Annotated in this window: 11 protein-coding genes and 1 pseudogene; 7 read left to right on the forward strand and 5 right to left on the reverse strand. The window is 39.1% G+C overall.

The window, feature by feature from the left end; genetic code table 11:
* The 6 genes from MD535_RS08390 (at position 1) to MD535_RS08415 (ending at position 7,487) form a co-directional block, all read left to right on the forward strand.
* Positions 1 to 2,010 carry a DUF262 domain-containing protein gene (locus MD535_RS08390; RefSeq protein ID WP_265674422.1) on the forward strand — a complete coding sequence of 670 codons (2,010 nt, stop codon included), beginning with the start codon at positions 1 to 3 and terminating at the stop codon, positions 2,008 to 2,010.
* Complete coding sequence (locus tag MD535_RS08395; RefSeq protein ID WP_265674423.1) at positions 2,007 to 4,271, forward strand: DUF262 domain-containing protein; 2,265 nt, start codon at positions 2,007 to 2,009, stop codon at positions 4,269 to 4,271. Before MD535_RS08390 ends, MD535_RS08395 begins: the two co-directional genes overlap by 4 nt.
* A 646-nt stretch (positions 4,272 to 4,917) precedes the next feature.
* Complete coding sequence (locus MD535_RS08400; RefSeq protein ID WP_265674424.1) at positions 4,918 to 5,583, forward strand: recombinase family protein; 666 nt, start codon at positions 4,918 to 4,920, stop codon at positions 5,581 to 5,583.
* A gap of 411 nt (positions 5,584 to 5,994) precedes the next feature.
* Positions 5,995 to 6,405 carry a DnaJ domain-containing protein gene (locus tag MD535_RS08405; RefSeq protein WP_265674425.1) on the forward strand — a complete coding sequence of 137 codons (411 nt, stop codon included), beginning with the start codon at positions 5,995 to 5,997 and terminating at the stop codon, positions 6,403 to 6,405.
* 12 nt (positions 6,406 to 6,417) lie between these two features.
* Positions 6,418 to 6,867, forward strand: a complete 450-nt coding sequence (locus MD535_RS08410) for a hypothetical protein (RefSeq protein ID WP_265674426.1) — start codon at positions 6,418 to 6,420, stop codon at positions 6,865 to 6,867.
* A gap of 2 nt (positions 6,868 to 6,869) precedes the next feature.
* Positions 6,870 to 7,487 carry a hypothetical protein gene (locus tag MD535_RS08415; protein ID WP_265674427.1) on the forward strand — a complete coding sequence of 206 codons (618 nt, stop codon included), beginning with the start codon at positions 6,870 to 6,872 and terminating at the stop codon, positions 7,485 to 7,487.
* Positions 7,488 to 7,857: 370 nt separating this feature from the next.
* Here MD535_RS08415 and nrdG read toward each other — a convergent pair whose 3' ends face one another.
* From nrdG to nrdD (MD535_RS08430), 3 genes and pseudogenes are all read right to left on the reverse strand, one after another.
* Positions 7,858 to 8,325: an anaerobic ribonucleoside-triphosphate reductase-activating protein gene (gene nrdG / locus MD535_RS08420; RefSeq protein WP_265674428.1), complete on the reverse strand. Its 468-nt coding sequence runs from the start codon at positions 8,323 to 8,325 to the stop codon at positions 7,858 to 7,860.
* A gap of 9 nt (positions 8,326 to 8,334) precedes the next feature.
* Positions 8,335 to 10,470, reverse strand: a complete 2,136-nt coding sequence (nrdD, locus tag MD535_RS08425; RefSeq protein WP_265674471.1) for an anaerobic ribonucleoside-triphosphate reductase — start codon at positions 10,468 to 10,470, stop codon at positions 8,335 to 8,337.
* Positions 10,471 to 10,666: 196 nt separating this feature from the next.
* Positions 10,667 to 11,560 (reverse strand): annotated as a pseudogene (gene nrdD, locus MD535_RS08430) (anaerobic ribonucleoside-triphosphate reductase); the annotation flags it as partial.
* Between the two features lie 322 nt (positions 11,561 to 11,882).
* Between nrdD (MD535_RS08430) and MD535_RS08435 the strand changes: the two are divergent.
* On the forward strand, positions 11,883 to 12,746 hold the full coding sequence (locus MD535_RS08435; RefSeq protein ID WP_265674429.1) for an endonuclease/exonuclease/phosphatase family protein: 864 nt from the start codon (positions 11,883 to 11,885) through the stop codon (positions 12,744 to 12,746).
* A 15-nt stretch (positions 12,747 to 12,761) separates the two neighbouring features.
* On the opposite strand, the gene MD535_RS08440 is transcribed toward MD535_RS08435, so the two are convergent.
* Both MD535_RS08440 and MD535_RS08445 read right to left on the reverse strand, forming a co-directional pair.
* Positions 12,762 to 12,956, reverse strand: a complete 195-nt coding sequence (locus MD535_RS08440) for a YgaP family membrane protein (RefSeq protein WP_265674430.1) — start codon at positions 12,954 to 12,956, stop codon at positions 12,762 to 12,764.
* An 87-nt stretch (positions 12,957 to 13,043) separates the two neighbouring features.
* On the reverse strand, positions 13,044 to 16,238 hold the full coding sequence (locus MD535_RS08445) for an efflux RND transporter permease subunit (RefSeq protein ID WP_390902910.1): 3,195 nt from the start codon (positions 16,236 to 16,238) through the stop codon (positions 13,044 to 13,046).
* Position 16,239 lies beyond the last annotated feature (1 nt).

The raw sequence follows: 16,239 nt of genomic DNA on the forward strand, positions 1-16,239 counted from the left end.
ATGCCAAATACTGAAAAAAAACAAAATACAAGTTCTATGGTTGCAATTGAGCATTTATTCACAGAGTTTCAATACGCACTTGCTCAATCAGAAGATAAGAATGTTGAAACATTCATGGAAAGGTTGCAGCAATTAGTTCTCGGTAACAATACGTTAATATTGAAATCGATTTCAGAGTTACTGCAACTAAAATTTTTTGTAGATGACTACCAGCGTGGGTATAAATGGACAAAAGATCAGGTTGAAGATCTGCTTAATGATATTGATGAATTTAACACCACTCAAAGCGATTTTTATTGCTTACAACCTGTTGTAACAAAATATCATGCTCCAAAATATAACGAGGACAGCCCTCTATGGGAGGTTGTTGATGGTCAGCAAAGAATGACAACTAGTTATATGATCCTCTCATATCTTCAACATGATAAATTTAGCATTGAATATAGAACCCGAAAAAGCAGTAGTGAGTTTTTAGCTCATTACTTACCAAGCACATTGAAAATTACCCCTTGGGGTAACTATATCAAACAATTTGACTCGATTTCCGATGAGGAATACCCACCCCCTCCTCTATCACAGTTTGATTTGGATAATGTAGATAACTACCATTTTTATACAGCTTACCACACGATTTCAGAATGGTTTTCTGATAAAAGCGAAGAACAAAAACATGAATGGTTAGACAAGTTTCTAAATCATACAAAAGTAATCTGGTATGCAGTTGAGCCTTCGAATAATAACTTAGAATCCATTGATATTTTTATGCGCTTAAATAGTGGAAAGATTCCGTTAACAAACGCTGAATTAATCAAAGCTTTATTTCTGCATTTCGTCAGTTCCGATGAAGGAACGGAAATAATTAAGTTAAAACAATATCATATGTCGCAGCAATGGGATGCCATAGAACAGTCATTACAAACAAAAGACTTTTGGGCTTTCTTACAGCCTTTTAACAGTAACCAAAACTATACGAACCATATTGAATTATTATTTGATTTACTAACAAACAAACCCACAAAGCAATCTAAAAACACTGAAAGTGATAAAAAATATCATTCATTCAGTCATTACTATTTAATCCTGAAAAATATAGAGACAAAAACAGCCTTTATCGAACAGGAGTGGCACAAATTAAGACAAGGTTTCTACCGTTTGCAAGAATGGTATGACAATGACGAACTATATCACCTAGTTGGTTTTTTGATCACTCGTAAGATTTGTACAGTTCAAAAGTTATGGAAAATGTCTGAGGGTGTGACTAAATCTGATTTTATCGAGTCATTAAAAAGTCTTATCGGTATAGAACTAAAAAAATATTTTGTTGATGATAATCAAAAGCCATCTTTTAGCGCGTTACAATATGGTGGTAATCGTCAGCATATAATTTCTGTTTTTATTCTATTCAATATTGCAGCTCACAGAAGGCAAGGTACACGATTATCATTTAACTCTTACGCCAATACTCAATGGGACATAGAGCATATACATGCTCGAAACTCTCAAGAATTAGAAGATGCTAAACAGCAAGATATATGGCATGAATCTCAGGTACATATCTTAGCTTCAGAAGACATACCAGAGGAAACCAAAACCAATCTAAATAAACTTCTATCGAAATGGAACCAGTTAAAAGTGAGCGGTTCTAGCAGTCAAGAATTAAAATGTTCACAGAAAATTTATTTAACCCTACTTGATTCCGTGATAGGCACTATCGAAGAAGAAGAAATGGATGACCTTGATAACCTTTGTTTGCTGTCTTCTACAATCAATAGAGGTATTGGAAATTTAATTTTCACCCAAAAAAGACAATCAATATTGAGATATGAAAGATCTATGTGTAAAAACGGGACTCATCATTTTATCCCAATAGCAACAAAAAATGTCTTTTCCAAATTTTATAGTGAAAAAGTGGCGAATATGTACCAATGGTCTACCAAGGATAGAAAAGCATACCGCAAAGAGATCATCGAATGCATTAATTATTACTGTGACATTGAGGGGTTGAAATGAGCATAAAATGCACATTCTGGCAATTACTTGACCTACATTCGATATGTATCCCCATCATCCAAAGAGATTATGCTCAAGGTCGTATAGACAGTAAATCGAGTCAGATTAGAACCGAGTTTATAGCTACTTTATTTACTATGGTTAGTGATATTGAAAAAAGTCAGGATCTTGATTTCATCTATGGGTCAGTAAAAGACGCTGACCTAATACTATTAGATGGACAACAAAGAATCACAACTCTATTTCTACTACATTGGTATATTGCAGCAGGTTCTGGTCATTTAGCTGAAGCTTCGAAAAAGTTGAGTAAGTTTAAATATGAAAACAGAGTTACATCTAAAGAATTTACTAACTCACTACTGCAATTTGGAAGCGAGTTAAACATTCACAAGATTAATGGCTCACTTTCTGAAACGATTTGTGATGCAGGTTGGTTTTTTTCAGTATGGGGAAATGACCCTACTATAAGAGCAATGCTAGTCGTTTTAGATGAAATGCATAACGTGTTTAGAGATTCACTATCTTCTTGTTTGTGGCAAAGGTTGATTTGTACGGAAAATCCACCAATTACCTTTCACTTCTTAAATATGGATAACTTTGCCTTAACAGATGAGTTATACATAAAAATGAATGCTAGAGGACAAGCTCTAACAGATTTTGAAAATTTCAAAGCTTGGTTGCAAGGTTATGTAAATCATTCTGATGATATCGGTTTAAAAGGTGATTTCTGGCTAAAGCTAGACAAATCCTGGACAGATATTTTTTGGAAAATGAGACCAGAAAATGTTAATGAAGTAGACAATGTATATCAAGCGTTTTTTAAAACAATAGCTCTTACTGAGTTTGGCTTAACTATTGAAAATAAGAAAAAAAATTCAGTTAAAGAACTCTCCAATATTGTAAATGACTTACGTAATAATTCGTACTTTAGTCATGCGATGTATGAAGAACTAGCTTGCTTTTCTGGTGCTTCATTAAACAATACACATCGATTCCTTGATTTTATACATAAGGTTCTATTTCATTTTGATTGGAGTAACGAATTCTCAGCCAAAGAAAAGATTCTTGAGGTTTTTAACAATGGAATCCGTGAAAATGGCTATCTTGAGAAGGTTCGTTTTGCTTCACTCTACACATTTATTTCAGAAAATAAATCATTCGATAACTTAGCCCCTCTCTCTCAAAATGAATTAGATAACTTAAGTCATTGGCTAGGTGTATCTGAACGATTAATTAATAATTCAACCTTCGACTCGGCTACTGATTATGTCAATGCCGTAAAGTCGCTATGCAGCTTAGCTAAAGATTTAAACTCTCGTGTTTTTTCAAATTTGTCTAATCTAAAAAGTAAAGACATATCTTTTTTCAATGATCGTCAAAAGAACGAAGAGATACTTAAAGCCCAGCTTATTTTAGATAATCACGAATGGCTTGCCGCTTTTGATACTTACCATGAGCATTACTACTTCTATGGTCAAGTTGGATTTCTACTCGACTCTTGTAAAAATGAAAACTTATATTGTTTAGATAAATTTAAGACTAATGCTCAAAAGTCTTCCGTTTTATTCTCGAACGAAACCCTCAATAGGAAGGATTTCTTACTTCATCGAGCTTTATTAACGTTTGGTGATTATCTAGTATGGCAAGGTCGAAATAAAAGTTTTTGTAGAAACTCTCGGAGTAACGCTCGTGATCGGAATGAAAACTGGCGAAGTATATTTAACGATAAAGAAAATAGACAAAAAATATTGTTCCAACTAATCAATGCACTTGACGTTGGTAACGAACTTGAAGGTATGACACAGCTCGTGAAAAGCTCTTCTATTTCCGACTGGAGAAAATGTGTTATTGATGAGCCAGACATACTTAAAGAATGCAAAAGGATGTGCGCTCGCTTTAATTACGAAGGTAGTGAGATTTATCTTCTATGTAGCTCTAGGATGTCTGGCTACCACTATGGCTTATACAGCTACTATATTTTCCTAAAACTAAGCAAAATGAATTTAGATACTGACCATCCTATGTCTAGTTTGTTAGAGGGACTTGAATGCTATGATTTTGTAACTGGCAGTAGTGAAGTGCCTAGTATCAACTTCAAATACAAAGATGATAGCAACCTCTATTTTTATCTTTATGAAAAATTTACTTATGAACTATGGCAAGGGGACGAGGAGTTAGAATTTGATGAAAGCCGTTCAATGAAAGCGTTAACCAAGTTCGCCTACCAGATTACAGGTTTAAGTGGTTGTCTGAACAATTAGAAACCTCAGACGAATTAGAGTAGAACCAAACAGGTTGCTGTGCGACCTGTTTTTTATAAACTAACTCCCGTATGTTTTTTTAGATGTTTAACGCTATTTTTGTAGGACAATTAAAAGTACATCTTCGATGTCATTAGATTTAAAATCAAGAACTGATCATTTATTTTTAAGCACTTAGTCCACACCAATAAGATATATTTGACTCTACTTTTGTATTTTTAAATATCTGGAAACAGATATTAGTACGCCATATTACACTTGAGTTTATAAAGTTAACCTAAGAAATAGCATTTTAAACCAGTTAGAAATATGATGCGTTTTATCTATAATTCCAATCCATATTGAGGCATTGTTTTTATCTTTATTAATAAGGATATCTAGATTCAAAAACACCTATTTCCGTTGCTAGTGAACCACACTTAACCTATTCCAAAGATATATTAACCTTCAGCAATAATACTATTGCTATTAATTAACTTTATAAATCGATTAACTTAGTAGGCTATATGTCTCTAATAGGTATACTTATATAGAACTGTTAAAACGATGTACAAATTGTCTCATTTAGAATCAAAACATTAGTTGTGGCAACTTAAATGATACTGTATCATTTAAGTTGTACATATTAGACTACCGTGAGGTTTTTATGACTGTTAGGATCTACTTGAGGGCATCAACTTCTGAAGCAGACGCATTGCGAGCCAGAGAATACATCCTCGAACAGGCTTTGCTAAATAATCTATCATTATTAAATTCTGTCGAATATATCGAGAATTACTCTGGACGCAAGGTCGCTCGCCCCGAACTGACTCGTTTACTATCAGAGTCATCATCAGGCGATATTATCCTCGTTGAACAAATAGATCGATTAACACGCCTTACCTCTTCTAACTGGAAAACGTTAAGATCAGAAATCGAGCAAAAAGGCTTAAAGGTTGTTGCTTGTGATGTAGCAACTAGCTTTAAAGTCTTAGAGCACACTCAAGATGAAATGCAGCAAAGAGTGCTGGAATCAGTAAATTCAATGCTAATCGAAATCTTGGCTGCCACAGCCTCTAAAGATTACGAAGATAGACGTAGAAGACAGCGGGAAGGCATTGAAAAAGCTAAAAACCACGGTAAGTTTAAAGGCAGGCAAGCAAATCCAGAGACAGCTATAAAATGTGAGAAGGTTCACCGAATGGTAAATGCGGGAGTCGAAAAACTCCCTGAAGCTTTAAAAACATACAACTTAGGGCGTGCAACCTATTATCGATGGAAATCTTCACAAACTCAAACAACCGCTTCTGCCCTATTGCATGTTGATCAATGATTTGATCTTTAAGAATTTTTAGGTATGAATACTTATCGCACTCAACAGTATGATAGTGTTGAGTACGATAATTTCTGATGGATAGGTTTTACAACCGAGGTGATCACGCTGTGTATGCAAACCAACAAGCAAGAATTTGCCCCATTCTCATTTTCGACCAAAATATTTGTGGTCGTAGGTTGCGGAAATTTACTCATATACAGTTCATGCAATGTCAATGTCATTCATGCTTGAATAGTGCATTTTTATATTTACAAAGGTTCTTCGGGACAAAGCAACTTATTGTATTTCCAAATGCCTGATCTCAATCCATAGGTCATGGATTGCACTTTCCTAACTGTCTCACTTACGCGAGCCTAAGATAATGTGGTATAAAACACTCCCATACTTTCAGACTACTAGGTCATAGATATGACATCACTTTATATTGTTGTTTTTGCTCTTATATTAGCAGTTATACAACTTTTTTTCTTGTTGAGAAAATACAGGAAAAAAGTCCAAGAATTACAAACCACCTATGTTGAATCCAGTACGAACGCTAAAGAGGCTGACCTACAGGTTAATACTGTCAAAACTTCAACTGATGATATGGCATACTTCAAGTCGGAAAACGATCGCATTTTGTTTTTGTTGTTAGAGGTTGATGGTAAGCGCCGTAACCAATTGCTTGGTATCACCTCAGAGATGTATGAGGACGAGGAAGCAGCTAAAAAATGGTATAAATCACTGTCAAATAAGGTTCATCCAGACAAAAATGATGATCCAAGGGCAGCGGAGGCTTTCGATAAATTAAAGCAACTCTACAACAAAGTTACATTTTAATGGGTAATGTTCATGAGTGACACAAATTTACCCATAGAGCGTAAGCCACTATCCGAGTTGATTGACGTGAAACCCACCCAAATCTCCCCCGATTTGGATGAAAAACTCACCCAAAACAATCAAGTATTGGCAAATAAGTCTATTATGGAGATAGATCATCAGACCAAAACGCCCACTCCATTTTTTAGTGTTGACTCATTAGCATCATCCATTGGAACTGATAGAAAACCATTTAGAGCGTTAATGGCTGAGGCGGCAGATGGTGAGGTGAAAAAAATAAATAATGAATATCTTATTCGCAGCGATATTACCAAACAATTTTTGCAAGAGCGCTCTGAGCAACCACGCTCTTGCGGAGAGCGAGCACGGATTGAAGCAACACGTAATATAGTTAATGAGGCAAGTAAGTTACAGTATGAACGGGTCATTGCGCTATTAAACAAAGATCAAGGTGATGAATAAAAATGTCCGAATTTAAATATCTTTTAGACACAAAAAAAACACTTTCCGTGAATGAACAAGGATTAAGTGTGGTACAAGTGTATACAGATACTGAGATTACAAATAGTCAATTGTTTATCAATGTTAACGATCTCGTTGAAAACTCTCCATTGACTCGTGGTGAAGTGAATGAGCATGTCGCAGATAAACCTGAAGAGCAAGTGATAACTGATGGAGGGCAAACCTTAATTCGTGTTTCTAGTGCTTTGAAATTGAATGACCCTAAGTTGAGAGATGTTGACCCAAACGTGTGTGCTCAAGCTCGGCAATTTGAGCAAGATATTGATAATATCAATATGATGCCCAAGCTTAATGAGGAGCGGATCATTGCATCAGAGACGGTAAAAACAAAGTCTACTAAAGCAAAGCAAGACTACAAGAAGCAAAGAATTAAACAGGGTTTAGGTAACATTTGTGAAAAAACGAATCAGCCCATACCTCAGGGTGATAAACTTCATATTCACCACGATCCCAGAGAAGCGGACTTCCCAGAACTGGCTGCGGAACAGGCATCTTTATCTGCCAACGGTTCAACCGTTCACAATGAGGGGCATAAAAACGATAATGAACCCTTTAAATAGTCAGGTAGAGTGAAGTCTGAAAAGCTGACTACTTTAGACATTAATTTGTTGATACTTACCTTTGTGCTTTTTCGGGACAAAAGTACTTTAATGCTACTGCTCTAAAACGCTTCTGTCCAGAAACGTGCCAGAATTAGTGCTCATGACCAGCATTTTTGCTCACCAAGCTGGCTGTAGAACCAAGTCTTGACTAACCAGAAGATGTGTAAGATTGAATGTGAGTTAATACACTCTAGCGATACAAACCACCCTGAAATAGAGATAAAACTTTTAATCCGTTTTGAGACTGACAGGTTAATTTTTCGCATACTTTTAACCAATCACATCAAATAGATTAAGTGGACGAACCTATATGTTGTGATTGGTTAAATTAAAGCTTAAATCTGTGAATGATCTGATTGCTAGAACCTCGCCATAGCAACTCTGGATCATACAAGTCTTCTTTAAATTGCCCGTCAATCATCACATCGATTTGTTCAACAATGCCCTTCTGGTAATTGTTAAGTTCACCTAGTTCGTAGCCTGTCCACAACCAAATATCTTTGCCAGGACATTCTGTTTTGACCCTTTTAACAAGCTTTAATATTGCTGACACATTTGCTGGATGTAACGGGTCTCCGCCGCTCAAAGATAATCCTCGTCTTTTAATTCGAGTATCTTGTAGATCAGCGATAATTTGATCTTCTAATTCTTGGGTGAAAAAATGACCCGAGTTAGGGTTTAGCGTTGATTTGTTGTAGCAACCTCTGCAATTATGCTCACAGCCAGCTACGAACAGGGTACAACGCGTACCCTCTCCGTTCACAACATCAACTGAATGATACTTATGGTAATTCATTTAGCCTCACTACATGTGTTTAACTCTACGAATCACTTCTTCTTGTTTACCTGAGTTAAACGGTCTAGCATCTGGAGAACCAAGGTAGCCACACACTCTTCGGGTAACTGATACTTTCTTTGAGTCATGATTACCACATTTTGGACACTCAAAACCTTTACTAGTACAGTCAAATTCGCCTGTAAACCCACATTCATAACACTCATCAATAGGAGTATTAGTTCCGTAGTAAGGCACACGTGAATAGCTGTAATCCCAAACGTTTTCTAAAGCTTCAAGGTTGTGTTGCATATTCGGGTATTCGCCGTAACAGATAAAACCACCTGATGCTAAAGCTGGATATGGCATTTCAAAGTCAATCTTATCGTAAGGATTAACTTTCTTTTCAACATCCAAGTGGAAGCTATTTGTGTAATATCCCTTATCTGTTACATTTTCTAGCACACCAAACTCTTTGGTATCTAACGAACAGAAACGAGTACAAAGGTTTTCAGAAGGAGTACTATATAAGCTAAAGCCCCATCCCGTCTCTGTTGTCCAAGCCTCTGTCGCATCTTTAAGTCGCTTAACAATAGCTATGCCTTTCTGGCGTAATTCTTCGCTATCGTAAATGTGCTCTTCAGAGTCAGCGTATAGAGCATTAATTGTTTCATGAATACCGATATAGCCCATCGACACTGAAGCACGACCGTTTTTGAACACATCCAAAACTTCATCTTCAGGATCTAAGCGAACACCTAGCGCACCTTCAGTGTACAGAATAGGAGCAACCTTTGCTTTAACTCCCTTCAGACGATCAATACGAGTCTCAAGAGCTTTACGAACCAGTGCAATACGCTCATCTAGAATCGTGAAGAACTTATGTTCTTCACCTTTTGCTTCCATAGCAATACGAGGTAGATTTAGACTTACAACGCCAAGATTGTTACGACCCTCATGAACTTCATTGCCTTGTTCATCAACATATTTGGCTAAGAAACTACGACAGCCCATTGGAGCTTTAAATGAACCAGTGACTTCAACAACTTTGTCATAATTCAGAATGTCTGGATACATACGTTTGGTTGAACATTCTAATGCCAACTGCTTAATGTCGTAATTTGGGTCTTCTTGCTTATGGTTAATTCCGTCTTTAATTGTAAAAATTAACTTCGGGAACACCGCTGTTTTCTTGCTCTTACCCAGTCCAGCAATTCGATTATCAAAAATAGCTTTTTGGATTAGTCTAGATTCCCATGAGGTTCCTAACCCTATGTTTATACTCAAAAATGGAGTCTGACCATTGCTAGAAAATAGGGTATTGATCTCATATTCTAGCGATTGAAAAGAATCAAACACCTCTTTTTCTGTTAACTCTTTTGCATACGCTTTCGTATCGGGAATATTCCATTTTTCAGCAGTTGCAAGATGCTTTGCATAACTGGCAGTAACGTAAGGTGCTAAGACTTCATCTAGGCGATTTAACGTTGTACCACCGTAGGTATGACTTGCCACTTGCGCTACGATTTGCGCTGTAACTGCGGTGGCTGTTTGAATTGACTTAGGAGTCTCAATCTCAGCATTACCCATGCGGAAACCGTTCGTCAACATATTTTCTAAGTCAACAATCATACAGTTAAACATTGGGAAAAATGGCGAGTAATCAAGATCGTGATAGTGAATTTGACCAGTTTCATGTGCTGCAACGACATCACGAGGCAACATGTGATTTTTAGCGTAATGTTTAGATACAATGCCTGCTAATAAATCACGCTGAGTTGGTATAACTTTACCATCTTTATTTGCATTTTCATTTAGTAGCTCAGCATTACTTTGTTCGACTAAGCCTGAAATTTCAGAGCTAAGAGTACTAGCTTTTTCACGTTTGATATCTCTATCGTGTCTGTATTCGATATAAGCTCTAGCAACATCCTCATCATGATGCATCAATTCAGATTCTACTAACTTCTGTATATCATTAATTTTGATTTCAGCTTTCCTCATCAGTTGTTCCGCTACATTTGCGGCAACAATATCGCTCAAATCAAGTTTTACAGAACCTACCTGATCGGCAGCAGCTTGTACGGCATATTTAATCAGTTGAGGATTAAACTGCACTTTCGCCCCATCACGTTTAATAACGATAGATTTAGTTACTGGTTTCATGATCATTATTTTGTCCTACGTAATCGGATTAAGCTGCAATAGCAAGAAAGTTAGCGTCATTTTCTGAAAATAAGTGAGAGTGCTCTCGCTTAACTTTTAATGCTGGATAGGAATATAGATTAGACTTACCAAAGCATTTTAATAGTGGGGTTAAGTAATCTAACTGAGGAGTTGCGAACTCCTGAGGCATACATACACCGACATTATTTGGAAAAACTTCTACCACATAATGTCCGTTTGCGGTATGTAACGTGTTCACTTCATATTCTAAAGATTGGAAGGCGTCATAACACTCTTTTTCAGTTTGCTTAATAGCAAACTCTTCAGGCGCATGAATATCCCATTCTTTAGCAATCTCAAGGTGCTTGTCATAACTGGTCTTTACATACGGAGCAAGCACTTCATCAATGCGGTTGATGGTGGTGCCGCCATAAATATGGCTTGCCACTTGCGCTATGATTTGAGCCGTAACCGCCGTCGCTGTAGAAATAGATTTAGGGGTATCGATCTCAGCGTTGCCCATTTTAAACCCATGAGTCAGCATACCTTTCAGGTCAATCAGCATACAGTTAAACATCGGGAAAAACGGGGCATAATCGAGATCGTGATAATGAATATCACCTTCATCATGCGCTTGTACAATATCACGTGGCAAAATACGTGTTTTCGCGTAGTGCTTTGCGACAATACCCGCTAACAAGTCACGTTGAGTTGGAATAACCTTGCCGTCTTTGTTCGCATTTTCGTTTAATAAGTCGGCATTGCTTTCTTCAATCAGACCTTCAATCTCTTTGGTCAGCGCACTTTTCTTCTCGCGCGCTAAATCACGGTCGTGACGATATTCGATATACGAACGAGCCAGTCCTTTGTATGGACCTTGCATCAATTCGTTCTCGACGAGAGTCTGGATCTCTTGGATGTCTACATTTTCGCAATCCTGCAGTTTAAGCTCCACTGCTATCGCGACATTAGCCGCATAAAGCTCGAGCGCTTTGTCTGCATGTTCTGCTGCTCTTACTACGGCAGCTTCTATACGATCCTTTGTAAACGGAGCACGAGAGCCGTCTCTTTTGATTACGATTGTTTTCACCCTTTCTCCTATCCCCTCAATATTCACAGACTTATCCACAAATACACTATATGGGGGTGTTACGATTGATTCTGACACAATATATTGTGGTGTATTTAACGAGAAGCGCCAACTAAAAGTATTGATCTAGATCAACCAACATGAGGTAGTGAGCAAGAAGAATTCAATCTTACTGAACTTGATCCCAGTTAATAAATTGCAGACAGTTTTCATTAATTTTTGCCAACTTTATGTTGATCTTTTGGCATCGCTTGCGGCACATTGGCTGGACGAATATTTAGAATTGGCAAGGGCGATGTTTAGAACGATCTGTTATGAAATAATGAAATTTACTTGCATAATGGCTATAAGTATTTTTCCTACAATCACGTATGCATTAACGGTAACAAGTTGGAATATAGAGTGGCTATCTCTTACTCCTTCCAATCGGTTTGAACAGAGCAAGCGAACCGATACCGATTTTCAAGCACTCTCGCGCCATTTAAAACAAGTGTCACCCGACGTTCTAGCATTCCAAGAGGTAGACTCCATCGCCGCCATTCAAAAAGTGGTGGGAGACGAGTACACCATCTACTTTTCTGACCGAGCACTTTCCCATAACCATAAACACCAGTTTAATGAGATCAACCAGTACACTGGCTTTGCCATACGCGACACATTACAAGTCAACGATCTCCCTGATTTTCCTCTTACCCAAGGAAATCGACTACGATTTGCATCTGCGGTGACACTAACCCATAAAGGTAAAAAAATTCAGCTACTTTCTGTACATCTTAAGGCGGGGTGCAGTGGAAAATACTCCTCAACATCGTCATGTAAACAGCTCAAACGTCAGGGCAAAGCTATCAACAGCTGGCTTAAGCAAGTAGAGCAACGAGGACAGCACTACATTTTACTAGGCGACTTCAACCATAATCTGGCTTATCGCGGAGATTGGTTGTGGACTCAAATGACCAATGGTCTCACTTACAGCCCAAGATTAACGAGCCAATCCACTAAAGCAAGTTGTAAGGTACGATCTAATAGAAACCCCAATCGTACCCATCAGTTCCGATCACTGATCGACCATATCATCGTAAGTCCATCGCTGCGTACGTCCCCAGCAATTCAAAATACCATGGAGACCAAAGACGTGCTGTCTTTTAACATGAGCGACCATTGCCCTATTAGCGTGACGCTGTATTAGCCGCCACACTGATATCTATAGCGAGTGTTTAAAACCCAACTTTAGCAGTAGCTTTCTGGGTGGGCAGAACCCCGTAAAACCACTTTGAATTAGGTTTAGTCCAATAAATACGGTAAACCAAACAAAGTGGTGACTCGCAAATACCGTTAGTAACACAGACACTAAAACCATCGAACCCGCTAACACTCGAATACCATCTTCAACTTTCATGACGCTCTCCTTTTATACTTTCCTTAGTCTCATTCTTCTTTGCAAACGTTTACTGTGTGACGCTACGAGTCATGGCTGAGCACACCATTAGTGACTGTCAACCTGAATAACACCACGCTTTAACGCAACATAATAAAGAACTGGAATAATCAATAAGGTTAAAAGTGTTGAAACAAAAATCCCGAAGATTAGGCTGATTGCTAACCCATTAAAAATAGGATCATCGAGAATGAACACAGCCCCTATCATCGCGGCTAATGCCGTCAGCATAATGGGTTTCGCTCGGACTATCGCGGACTCAATCACCGCCTCGCCCAAAGCCATACCATTACGTAATTGGTGGTTAATAAAGTCGACAAGTAGTATTGAATTACGAACAATGATGCCGGCAAGTGCAATCATACCTATCATAGACGTCGCGGTGAATTGCGCACCCAACAAAGCGTGCCCCGGCATTACTCCAATTATGGTCAAAGGAATCGGAGCCATAATGATCAGCGGCACGACGTACGATTTGAACTGCGCAACAACTAATAGGTAGATAAGTACCATTCCCACTGCATAGGCAATGCCCATATCACGAAATGTCTCGTACGTAATAGTCCATTCACCATCCCAAAATATCTCCACACCTTGTAACCCAGAAGGTTGATTAATAAAGGACTGTTTCGCGTCTAGTCCCTTATCAGCCATGGTAGTGGCAATATCCGCCATCCCATACAAAGGGCTATCCAGCTCACCAGTCATATCACCTACAACCATGATCATAGGGACAAGATTTTTGTGTACGATATAATTATCCATTGGCGTTTCACTGATTCTAATCAGATCGGCGAGTAAATACGGTGAACCATTCACACTACTTATTTTCATGTTCATCACCTGTTCTAAACGAACCTTAGCACTCTCTTTTGCTTGAATCTGAATAGGTATTGGCGTTTTGCTTTGCTCACTGTGCAAATAGCTAACGGGCTTACCGCCTACTGCCGTCGCCAATGTATCTACGACTGATGAATAAGAAACCCCCAACCGAGATACTTTGCTTCTATCTATAACCACTTGCCATTTTTGATGTGACTCTGGTAGGTAAAGATCAACATCAACAATGTCTGGGGTCTCTTTGAATATTTCACGTAATGTCAGCGCCGCTTGTTCACGTACCTCTTGCGTTGGTCCATAAACTTCCGCCACTATCGGAGACCAAACGGGTGGTCCTGGTGGCACTTCGACGACTTTGACTTTCCCACCAAATCCATTTGCGATATCCACTAAAATCGGTCGTATCTGGGCTGCGATCTCGTGACTAGAACGCGTTCGCTCAGACTTATCGACCAAATTAACCTGAATATCACCTTTATCTGGTGCCTGTCGCATAAAATAATGTCGTACTAAACCATTAAAATTAATTGGCGCTGCAGTGCCCGCGTAAATTTGGTAATCCTTTACCTCCTCAACGTCATTAAGCGCATCACTCAATTCAAACAACACTCTTTGTGTTCGCTCCAAGGCGTTACCTTCTGGCATATCCAGAATCACTTGAAACTCAGACTTATTGTCAAACGGTAGCATTTTCATTACGACCAACTGTTGCACCGGTAGCCACAATGACACAGCAATCGCCACCAACACTCCAGCTCCCAACAAAGCACGATTGCGTTTTTGCATACCGCTTGTGACAAACGGAGATAGTATTTTATTAAAGAAATCAGCTTGCTTACCATTAACCGGCTTACTCGACTCATTGCTTTCTTTTAACAAAACGCGTGCAAGCCACGGCGTCAGTACAAAGGCAATAACCAGTGAAATTAACATTCCCATTGACGCATTGATTGGTATTGGGCTCATGTATGGCCCCATTAATCCGGAAACAAACGCCATGGGCAGTAATGCAGCGATCACGGTGAGGGTTGCCAGTATCGTCGGTCCACCCACCTCATCAACAGCGCCAGGAATCAGCTCTGTTAGGTTTTGTTTCCCTTTCACCATATGTCGATGAATATTCTCTACTACTACAATAGCGTCGTCGACCAATATTCCGATGGAGAAAATCAACGCAAACAAAGAGACCCTATTCAAAGTAAAGCCCCAGGCCCACGATGCAAACAACGTCAGCAATAAGGTTATGATTATCGCGACGCCAACAACAGCCGCTTCACGTACCCCCATGGTAAACAACACGAGTAGCACCACGGCTCCCGTGGCGAAAGCAAGCTTACCAATTAAAGTGTTGGCTTTATTGGCAGCAGTCTTTCCATAATCACGGCTAATATCAACTTGCACGTTGTGAGGGATCAGCGTGCTTTGTAACTCAGTCAGACGCTGTTCAACCGCTCTAGCAACATCGACCGCGTTTTCACCACTTTTTTTGGCAATTGCTATGGTAACCGCTGACTTCAGTTGATTTTTATCGCCTGTCCATACCACTTGCGTTGGAGTGTCCGCGCCTAACTCGACTTGCGCAATATCGGATAAATAAACAGGTTGACCATCATGAAGCCCCACCACCAACTGTTTCACCTCGTCAGTTTTGGTTAGGAACTCTCCGACCTGCAAAGGAATTGACTGATTATCTTGCGTTAGGCTAAGCAACGTCGACGTGGCGTTAGCATCCGGCAAAATTCTATTTAACGCATCAATAGTGACGCCGTAACCAGACATTTTCGCTGGATCCAGTCTAACATCCACGATCGTCGGTTGGCGGCCTACTGTATAGATATCTCTTGTCCCTTTAATTCGCTTCAGTTCTGTTTCTAGACCGGAAGCCAAACTGGTTAAGGCTTGCAACGACACCTGATCGTGCTTGCCTGACAATGTCACAGTAACAATCGGCACATCTTCGATACCACGTGGCTTAATTAGCGGCGTTCCCACGCCCATATTTGGTGGCATCCAGTCATTATTGGAATAAAGCTTATTGTAGATTTTAACCACCTCCTCGTTGCGAGGAATGCCTACCTCAAAAATAGCCACAATCATCGCCCCACCATGCTGCGAGAAAGAGTAAATTTTGTCTATCCCGTTAATTTCTGACACGATTTGTTCTATAGGGTTTGTCACTAAACTTTCTACTTCGCCTGGGGAGGCGCCGGGGAAGGGAATATATATATCAGCAAAGGTGACGTCAATTTGAGGCTCCTCTTCCTTCGGTGTCACCGTTATCGCCATTAAGCCAAGTAATAGCGCGACTAACGCCAATAACGGCGTCATTGGCGACGCTTGAAATACGGCAGCAATACGACCAGAGATCCCCATTTTTCTAGAGCTCATTTTGTTATTATTCATC

It is taken from the genome of Vibrio qingdaonensis (assembly GCF_026191675.1).
Lineage (GTDB): Bacteria > Pseudomonadota > Gammaproteobacteria > Enterobacterales > Vibrionaceae > Vibrio > Vibrio qingdaonensis.

Bases quoted from the DNA above. Each gene is read 5' to 3' on its own strand.
- MD535_RS08440 (WP_265674430.1), bottom strand. From the start codon at position 12,956: ATGAAAGTTGAAGATGGTATTCGAGTGTTAGCGGGTTCGATGGTTTTA.
- MD535_RS08445 (WP_390902910.1), bottom strand. From the start codon at position 16,238: ATGAATAATAACAAAATGAGCTCTAGAAAAATGGGGATCTCTGGTCGT.
- MD535_RS08415 (WP_265674427.1), top strand. From the start codon at position 6,870: ATGTCCGAATTTAAATATCTTTTAGACACAAAAAAAACACTTTCCGTG.
- MD535_RS08410 (WP_265674426.1), top strand. From the start codon at position 6,418: ATGAGTGACACAAATTTACCCATAGAGCGTAAGCCACTATCCGAGTTG.
- nrdD (WP_265674471.1), bottom strand. From the start codon at position 10,470: ATGAAACCAGTAACTAAATCTATCGTTATTAAACGTGATGGGGCGAAA.
- MD535_RS08395 (WP_265674423.1), top strand. From the start codon at position 2,007: ATGAGCATAAAATGCACATTCTGGCAATTACTTGACCTACATTCGATA.
- nrdG (WP_265674428.1), bottom strand. From the start codon at position 8,325: ATGAATTACCATAAGTATCATTCAGTTGATGTTGTGAACGGAGAGGGT.
- MD535_RS08435 (WP_265674429.1), top strand. From the start codon at position 11,883: ATGAAATTTACTTGCATAATGGCTATAAGTATTTTTCCTACAATCACG.
- MD535_RS08400 (WP_265674424.1), top strand. From the start codon at position 4,918: ATGACTGTTAGGATCTACTTGAGGGCATCAACTTCTGAAGCAGACGCA.
- MD535_RS08390 (WP_265674422.1), top strand. From the start codon at position 1: ATGCCAAATACTGAAAAAAAACAAAATACAAGTTCTATGGTTGCAATT.
- MD535_RS08405 (WP_265674425.1), top strand. From the start codon at position 5,995: ATGACATCACTTTATATTGTTGTTTTTGCTCTTATATTAGCAGTTATA.